The sequence below is a fragment of the uncultured Roseovarius sp. genome (assembly GCF_947259555.1).
GTDB lineage: Bacteria > Pseudomonadota > Alphaproteobacteria > Rhodobacterales > Rhodobacteraceae > Roseovarius.
Window position 1 is genome coordinate 1 of sequence record NZ_CAMYMD010000088.1, and the last position, 7,969, is coordinate 7,969.

General features: G+C 65.2%; 9 protein-coding genes and 1 riboswitch. Of the genes, 6 read left to right on the forward strand and 3 right to left on the reverse strand.

Features of this window, described 5'->3' with window-relative positions; translation table 11 throughout:
* Nucleotides 1-1,389 (reverse strand): AAA family ATPase (locus Q0X85_RS14890; protein WP_297773194.1); only part of this gene is annotated, 1,389 nt, incomplete at its 3' end.
* A 209-nt stretch (nucleotides 1,390-1,598) separates the two neighbouring features.
* A riboswitch (cobalamin riboswitch) is annotated at nucleotides 1,599-1,826 on the forward strand.
* 32 nt (nucleotides 1,827-1,858) lie between these two features.
* Between Q0X85_RS14890 and Q0X85_RS14895 the strand changes: the two genes are divergently transcribed.
* The 3 genes from Q0X85_RS14895 to Q0X85_RS14905 all read left to right on the forward strand — a co-directional run bounded on the left by Q0X85_RS14895 (nucleotide 1,859) and on the right by Q0X85_RS14905 (nucleotide 3,254).
* Nucleotides 1,859-2,023 (forward strand): CbtB domain-containing protein, encoded by a 165-nt coding sequence (locus Q0X85_RS14895; RefSeq protein WP_297773181.1) that lies wholly within the window; start codon nucleotides 1,859-1,861, stop codon nucleotides 2,021-2,023.
* 3 nt (nucleotides 2,024-2,026) lie between these two features.
* Nucleotides 2,027-2,707, forward strand: coding sequence for a CbtA family protein (locus Q0X85_RS14900; RefSeq protein WP_297773182.1), 681 nt, complete (start codon nucleotides 2,027-2,029; stop codon nucleotides 2,705-2,707).
* Nucleotides 2,708-2,768: 61 nt separating this feature from the next.
* On the forward strand, nucleotides 2,769-3,254 hold the full coding sequence (locus tag Q0X85_RS14905) for a hypothetical protein (protein WP_297773184.1): 486 nt from the start codon (nucleotides 2,769-2,771) through the stop codon (nucleotides 3,252-3,254).
* A gap of 4 nt (nucleotides 3,255-3,258) precedes the next feature.
* Here Q0X85_RS14905 and Q0X85_RS14910 read toward each other — a convergent pair whose 3' ends face one another.
* Nucleotides 3,259-3,588, reverse strand: coding sequence for a DUF1636 domain-containing protein (locus Q0X85_RS14910; RefSeq protein ID WP_297773186.1), 330 nt, complete (start codon nucleotides 3,586-3,588; stop codon nucleotides 3,259-3,261).
* 71 nt (nucleotides 3,589-3,659) lie between these two features.
* Between Q0X85_RS14910 and cobW the strand changes: the two genes are divergently transcribed.
* Together cobW and Q0X85_RS14920 are read left to right on the forward strand one after the other, a co-directional pair.
* Nucleotides 3,660-4,727: a cobalamin biosynthesis protein CobW gene (gene cobW / locus Q0X85_RS14915; RefSeq protein ID WP_297773188.1), complete on the forward strand. Its 1,068-nt coding sequence runs from the start codon at nucleotides 3,660-3,662 to the stop codon at nucleotides 4,725-4,727.
* Entirely contained in the window at nucleotides 4,724-5,173 is a 450-nt protein-coding gene (locus tag Q0X85_RS14920; RefSeq protein WP_297773190.1) for a GNAT family N-acetyltransferase, read from the forward strand. Before cobW ends, Q0X85_RS14920 begins: the two co-directional genes overlap by 4 nt.
* Before the next feature lie 2 nt (nucleotides 5,174-5,175).
* On the opposite strand, the gene Q0X85_RS14925 is transcribed toward Q0X85_RS14920, so the two are convergent.
* A complete protein-coding gene (locus tag Q0X85_RS14925) occupies nucleotides 5,176-5,337 on the reverse strand; it encodes a hypothetical protein (protein ID WP_297773191.1) in 162 nt (53 codons plus the stop codon).
* Between the two features lie 92 nt (nucleotides 5,338-5,429).
* Between Q0X85_RS14925 and cobN the strand changes: the two genes are divergently transcribed.
* Nucleotides 5,430-7,969, forward strand: a 2,540-nt coding sequence (gene cobN, locus Q0X85_RS14930) for a cobaltochelatase subunit CobN (RefSeq protein WP_297773192.1), incomplete at its 3' end; no start/stop codon positions are given.

Sequence of the window (7,969 nt, forward strand, 5' to 3'; positions counted from 1 at the left end):
GGCGACAAGCGCCGCCTCGGCGGCCTCGGCTTCTGCGACGGCCTGCACTTCGGCCTCTGCCGCCGCGGCGTGATCGGTCTCGGCCTTGGCCATGGCCGCGCGGGATTGGGCCTGCGCCGCGCGGGCGCGCTCGGCCTCGCCCTCGCTCTTGGCCAGTGTCTTGCGGCTGTCATCCAGCAGGCGCTGGGCAGATTGGTGACGGGCCGACAGCCGTGCCATGTCCTCTGTCAACTGGCTCAGATCGTTCTCGCGCTGCTGCAATATCTGCGCCGCATCCCGCGCCTCGGTCTGGAGCGCCTCAAGGCGCTCGGCGTGGCCTTCGCCAGCCTTGGCCAATTCCTCGGCCTCCCATTCGAGCCGTGCGATGGTCTCTCCCGCGTCACGATTGAGGCCCGCCTCGCGATCAATGTCACGTGTCAATTGATCAATCCGGGCCTGCAACGTCTCGATCCGGTCGCGCGCATTCGCCTCCTGCTCAGCGAGCGTGTCGCGCTGCACGCTCAGCCGTTGCAGGATCGCCGCCGCGATCGCCTCTTCTTCGCGCAGCTTGGGCAGGGCGTCTTCGGCACACGCCCGCGCCTTGCCGGCCTCACGCGCCGCCACTTCCGCGCGCGCGGCCTCGGTCGTGCGCGCGCGCAGGTCGTCCTCGGCGCGTGCCCGTGCCTCATCGGCCTCTTTCCACCGACGGTACAGCAACAGCCCCTCGGCCTGCCGCAGCTCTTCGCCGATCTGACGATAGCGCGCGGCCTGTTTGGCCTGTCGCGCCAATTGCGCAAGCTGCGCGGCCAATTGTTCGACTACGTCATCGACGCGCGTGAGATTGGTTTCCGCCGCGCGCAGTTTCAGCTCCGCCTCGTGGCGGCGTTGATAAAGGCCGGAAATGCCCGCCGCTTCTTCCAGAATGCGGCGCCGCGCCTTGGGCTTGGCATTGATCAACTCAGAGATCTGCCCCTGCCGGACCAGTGCCGGAGAATGCGCCCCGGTCGAGGCGTCAGCAAAGAGCATCTGCACGTCGCGGGCGCGGACATCCTTGGCGTTCACCTTGTAGGCACTGCCCACGTCACGGGTGATGCGACGCACGATTTCGAGATGATCGGCGTCATTGAAACCGGCGGGCGCGAGCCTGTCGGAATTGTCCAGGTGAATCACCACCTCGGCAAAGTTGCGCGCGGGCCGGGTGGCGGCCCCGGCAAAGATCACGTCCTCCATGCCGTCGCCGCGCATCGCCGTCGGACGGTTTTCGCCCATGACCCAGCGCAACGCCTCGAGCAGGTTCGACTTGCCACAGCCATTCGGCCCCACGACCCCCGTCAAGCCATCGGCAATGATCAGGTCGGTGGGATCGACAAAGCTCTTGAAGCCGGTGAGTCTGAGTTTCGAGAACTGCAACTGTGCCTGCGCCCCGTGTCCGGTGATTCCGCTATGACTGAAGTGTGGCCTCAGCGCGGCCAAGCTGTCAACGGCCAACCACCGTATATAGGGTAATGGGCGGAGTTATCCACACGATATTGCGCATGAGGAGGACCAGCGCGCTAAAAACAATGCCGCAAGGCGTCACTCATGGGTCGCAATCAACCTTGACGATGAGGCGCGCAGACTGCATACCGGAGGGGCAAGGTTCCCCGCAGCGGTGCAAAGCGCCTCGGGGATGAAATGGGAATGACGTGACGGCGGACCCAAACAGGGCGTCCATGCGTCAGCCGCCCCCGCGACTGTAAGCGGTGAGCCTCCTGCCAATTGCCACTGAGGTGCCCGGCATCTTGGGAAGGCGGCAGACAGGTGACGACCCGCGAGCCAGGAGACCAGCCCTGCGTTTGTCAATCCCGCCTCGGGTGAGAGGCGCACAGGAGATACTATCATGACCACACTGGTTCAAACCGCCGCAAAATCCACCGTCCTGCCGTTCGTTGCCGCCATTGTTCTTGGCCTCGGCATCATCACGATCGCGGGCCATGTGCAGGCCTCTGCCCTGCATGACGCCGCGCATGACGTGCGCCACGCGACCGGCTTTCCCTGCCACTAAAGAATGTTTTCCAGAATTGTCACCAGCGCGTTGTTCGCTGGTTTCTGCGCAGGGCTGATTGCCGCCCTGTTGCAGTTGGTTTTCGTGCAGCCGGTGCTGTTGCACGCCGAACTCTACGAGGGCGGCGATCTGGTGCATTTCGGGGCAGAGGCGGTCAGCGCCCATCCCGACCTGCCGGCATTCGACCCGGTGCGCGATGGTCTCAGCATCCTGTTTTCGGCGCTGATCTACGTGGGCTACGCGCTGATCCTCGTTGCGGCCATGGCGATGGCTGCCGATCGCGGTGTGACGATCAATGCCCGCACCGGCCTGATCTGGGGCATCGCGGCCTTTGTGAGCTTTCACTTTGCGCCCGCCCTCTCCTTGCCCCCCGAAGTGCCCGGCGTGGCGGCGGCGGATCTGGGAGACCGCCAGATCTGGTGGTGGGCCACGGTCGCGGCGACCGGCGTCGGCCTTGCGCTGATCGCCTTCGGGCGGGGTTGGCCGACATGGGGGCTGGCCGTCCTCCTGCTGCTCGCACCGCATATTGTCGGTGCGCCGCACCCGGACGCGTTCGCCGGGCCGGTGCCGCCTGAGATCGCCGCGCTCTTTGCCGCGCGTGCGCTTGGCGTCGGGTTCGCGGCCTGGGCCCTGTTGGGGCTCTTTGCCGGGTACTTCTGGCATCGCGAAAGCGCTAACGCCTGATATGGCAGGTACATCCCGGCGGTACGCCGCCGGGATGCCCGACACGCAGGAGATACCTCACATGGCGAAACCAATAGCCTTTCTCGGCATCGGGCTGTTTTTCGGCACCGGCCTCGGATTTCTCGTCGCCGCGACATCCGGCGTACAGCTTGAGGGCCACGATCACGGCACAGCGACGCATGACCATTCCGCCCATGACCATGGTGGCGGGGATCATGCAAAACAGATCGAGGCAGGGCTTCCGGCACCAAAGCTGACACTGACCATCCACCCCGATGGACCGCAGAGCCGCAATCTGCACATCGACGTCGAGAACTTCGCCTTCGACCCCAAAGGCGTGAACGGTCCCCATGTGCCCGGCCATGGCCACGCCCACATCTATATCAACGACATCAAGATCACCCGGGCCTACAGCCCATGGATGCAGCTCTCGGCACTGCCCAAGGGTGAGCATGTCCTGCGCGTCACACTGAATGCCAACGACCACAGCCAACTGGCCGTTGACGGCACGCCCATCGAGGCCACAACCAGCCTGTCGATCGAATGATCCGCTATGCCGGCACGCGCCCGATCAGGCAATGCCTGAGCCGCCCGGCTGGTCGCGCGTCCTCTATCCAGCCGTTAGGTGTTTCGGCGAACAGGGCGGCAAAGGCGAGCGTATCATCGAGATCACGCAAGGGATCGACATCGCCAAACAGATACGTGGCCTTGTCCGGTGCAGAGAACGCAACGCTGAGAGGCCGCGCGCAATTGGACATGCAATCATGGTCCTCGACGCTGAACTCCATTGACCGAGCGGCAAGCGCCGCGCGTATTCGCGCCGCAAATGCCTTGCCATCCCCGCCTTCGCAGGTAGAACAGACTACAATCCGGTGCGCCATCGCCGATCCCCCTTTCGCCATCGCTTAGGCCAGCAGCGCCCCCCGATGCAAGCCCCCTGAAGGAGCAACCCATGCCAGCCAAGATCCCCGCCACTGTCGTCACCGGCTTTCTGGGTGCCGGCAAGACCACCCTCATCCGCCATATGCTTGAAAACGCCAATGGCAAACGTATCGCCCTCATCATCAACGAATTCGGCGATCTCGGCGTCGATGGCGACATCCTCAAGGGCTGCGGTATCGAGACCTGCTCCGACGAGGATGTGATGGAACTCAGCAATGGCTGCATCTGCTGCACCGTGGCCGAGGATTTCGTGCCAACGATGCAAAAGCTTCTGGAGCGCGAGAACGCCCCCGACCATATCGTGATCGAAACGTCGGGCCTGGCCTTGCCACAACCACTCGTGCGGGCCTTTAGCTGGCCCGAGATTTCCACCCGCGTGACAGTGGACGGCGTGGTGACGGTGGTTGATGGCAAGGCCGTGACCGAGGGCCGTTTCGCCCATGATGTCGCGGCGGTGGACGCCCAGCGCAAACTGGATGAGAACCTCGATCATGAAACACCGCTGTCAGAGCTGTTCGAGGACCAGTTGGCCTGCGCCGACATGATCGTGATCAACAAGTCCGACCTGCTTGACGCGGACGCGTTGCAGGCCCTGACCGAGCGTTTACGCGGCGATGCACGCGGCGGCGTACAAGTCGTGACCTCCAGCATGGGGGCACTGCCGGTCGAGGTGCTTTTGGGACAGGGTATCGGGGCCGAGATGGACATGGAGGCGCGCCACGAGCTGCACCATCACCATCACGACCATGATGACGACGACCATCACGACGACGATCACCAACACGAACACGATCACGACGCCTTTGAGAGCTTTGTCGTGACCCGGCCCGAAATCACCGACCCTGCCGGTTTCGCAAACCAACTGGCCGAGGTGATCCGCACCCACGACATCCTGCGGCTCAAGGGCTTTGCCGCCGTCGCCGGCAAGCCAATGCGCCTGACGCTTCAGGCGGTCGGGCCGCGTGTCGACAGCTATTTCGACCAGCCCTTCGGCACCGGCCCGCGCGAGACGCGCCTCGTGGTGATCGGGCAGGCCGGTCTTGACCGGGCGGCGATCACGGCCGCGCTCTCGGCATGATCATCGTCGAGGCGGCAGACCCGAGGCACCCGCAGGCCAGCGCGCTCCTGCGCGCGAGCCATGCGCTCATGGAGTCGCTGTTCCCGCCAGAGGATAATTTCTTTCTCGACATAGAGGCGCTGACCGCGCCCGATATCCGGTTTTTCACGGCCCGGAGCGGAGACCGGATTCTGGGCACCGGCGCCCTCGCGCTGCGCGATGGCTATGGCGAGGTGAAATCCATGTTCGTCGACGACGCGGCACGCGGTCGCGGCGTCGCTGACGCGCTCTTGCGCCGGATCGAGGATGAGGCGCGCGATCTCGGGCTGCCCTGTCTTCGGCTGGAAACCGGCAGCCTGTTGGAGGCCGCGCACCGGCTCTATGCACGGCACGGGTTCGAGACATCGGGACCGTTCGGGGACTACCCCGAGAGCGCCTCCTCCATCTTTATGGAAAAGGCGCTATGAGGCTATTTCGAGGATTTCTCGGTCTTGCCCTTGAGCCGGGCAATCAGCTCTTCCTTGGAGGGGCGCTTGCCAAACGGGTTCTTGTCACTGCCCGGGGCGTTATGCTCCTTGTGGCGGGGGAGCTTGCCACCCGTCTTGGGCGCGCCCATCGCTTTGTAGTCCATCGTCCTGCCCTTTCGGCACCGCGCCCCGTATCGGAGCACCAATTCGCAGCTATTGCCGCATATCGCGGCCCCAATCAAGCCGGAACCGCCTGATGCACCTCCTCGCCGCGACACCGGGAACCATCGAAGACGCAAACGAGCCTGTCGATCTGGGCCAGAGCCCGTCGGACGTGGTATTCCTGTCCGCCGCCGACACCGAATTGGCGGCACTGAGCGCGGCGCGTGCCGAGATATCCGACGCGCCCGGCTTGCGGTTGGCCAACCTGACGCATCTGCAACACCCCATGTCGGTCGATCTGCATCTCGACCAATGCGCCACGCGCTCGCGCCTCGTGATCGCGCGCGTGCTGGGCGGCGTCGGCTATTGGAAATACGGCGCCGAGCAATTTGCCGCGCGCTGCCATGAGGCCGGGGTGCCGCTGGCGCTCTTGCCCGGCGATGACAAGCCCGACGCCGAATTGCGCGATCTTTCCACTGTCAAGGACGCGGATTACGACGCACTCTGGTCCTATCTCGTAGAGGGAGGACCGGAGAACGCAGGCAATTTTCTGCGCTACGCCCGCACCATGCTGGAGGGCGGAGAGCCGCCCGCCTCGGCCAGCCCGCTCTTGCGCGCAGGGGTCTACTGGCCCGGCGCGGGCGTGACGGGGCTTGTCGCCGCACAGGACGCATGGACCGCCGGTCAACCGGTGGTCGCGGTGCTGTTCTACCGTGCGCTCGTCCAGGGCGCGGGGCTGCATCCGATCAACCGCCTCGTGAAATCGCTCTTGCGTGCGGGGCTCAATCCGTTGCCCATCTTCGTGGCCTCGCTAAAGGATCCGGTCTCGGTTGCCACGCTTGACCATCTGTTCACCGCAGCGCCGCCATCGGTGATCCTGAACGCCACGTCCTTTGCCGTCGGATCACCCCATGCGGGCGACATGAGCCCCGACAACCCGCTCGTCATGCCCGCCGCCGACGGGGCGCCGGTCTTTCAGGTGGTTCTTGCGGGGTCATCGGAAGAGGCATGGGCCACTGGCCTCACGGGTCTTTCGGGCCGCGATATCGCCATGAACGTCGCCTTGCCCGAAGTGGACGGCCGAATTCTGAGCCGCGCCATCAGCTTCAAGGGCGAGGCGTTTTTTGACGAGGCGACCGAATGTCCCATCGCCACCTATCGCGCGGTTGGCGACCGGGTCGATTTCGTGGCCCGGCTTACCGCCAATTGGGCCAGCCTGCGCCAAACCCCCGCGCCCGAGCGCCGGGTTGCGCTGATCCTTGCCAACTATCCCAACAAGGACGGACGCCTCGCCAATGGCGTCGGCCTCGACACCCCAGCCGCCACCGTGCACGCGCTCGGCCTGCTGCAAAGCGCGGGCTATGACGTCGGCATGCCGCCGGCGGATAGCGGCGCCCTGATGCGGGCGATGATGGCCGGGCCGACCAACTGGCTGACCGACCGGGCCGAGCGCGAGGGTGGGGAAACCCTGCCGCTGGCCCAGTACCGAGAGCACTTCGACGCCCTGCCTTGGGCCCTCAAGGAGGCGATGACCACCCGCTGGGGCGCGCCCGAAGACGATCCTTTCCTCGTTCCCGAAATACTCAACTCAGACGGCACCACCGGCGCAGGCTTTGCCCTGTCGGTGCTGACATTCGGCCATGTCGTGGTCGGGCTTCAACCGGCGCGCGGCTACAACATTGACCCGACCGACACCTACCACTCTCCAGATCTGGTGCCGCCGCATAACTACCTCGCGTTTTATATCTGGCTGCGGCACCGCTTTGGCGCGCAGGCCATCGTGCATATGGGCAAGCATGGCAATCTTGAATGGCTGCCCGGCAAGGCGCTCGCGCTCAGTGATGAATGCTGGCCCGAGGCGGTGCTGGGTCCGATGCCACATATCTATCCGTTCATCGTCAATGATCCCGGCGAGGGCACACAGGCCAAGCGCCGCGCGCAAGCGGTGATCGTTGATCATTTGACCCCGCCACTCACCCGTGCCGAAACCTATGGCCCCCTGCGCGACCTCGAAGCGTTGGTCGATGAATACTATGAGGCGGCGGGCGTCGACCCGCGCCGCATCCATCATCTGCGCCGCGAAATCCTGACGCTGACCTCGGCCACGGGCCTCGACAAGGACGTGGGCATGGCGGGCGAGGACGAGGATACCGATCTCGCCCGGCTCGACGCCTATCTTTGCGAATTGAAAGAGGCGCAGATCCGCGATGGTCTGCATGTCTTCGGCCAATCGCCGACGGGCCGCCAAGAGGCCGATCTGGCCATCGCGCTCGCGCGCGTGCCGCGCGGCGATGGCAGGGGGGGCGATGCCTCGCTCATTCGGGCCTTGGCGACGGATCACGCACTGGGCATCGACCCGCTCGATTGCGATATGGCTGCGCCTGCCAGCGACAAACCACAGGCGCTGGCGGCGGTATCGGACGATCCGTGGCGCAGCAATGGCGACACGGTCGAGCGGCTGGAACTGCTGGCACAGCGCCTCTTGCAAGGGCACACATCAGGGGCCGGCCCCGCCGCGGCACCGGTTCTGAAAGAAATCACACAGCGCATTCGCCCCGCCATCGCCGCGTGCGGCCCCGACGAGGGCGCGGGTTTGCTGCGCGCGCTCGACGGGCGGGCACTCGCGCCCGGCCC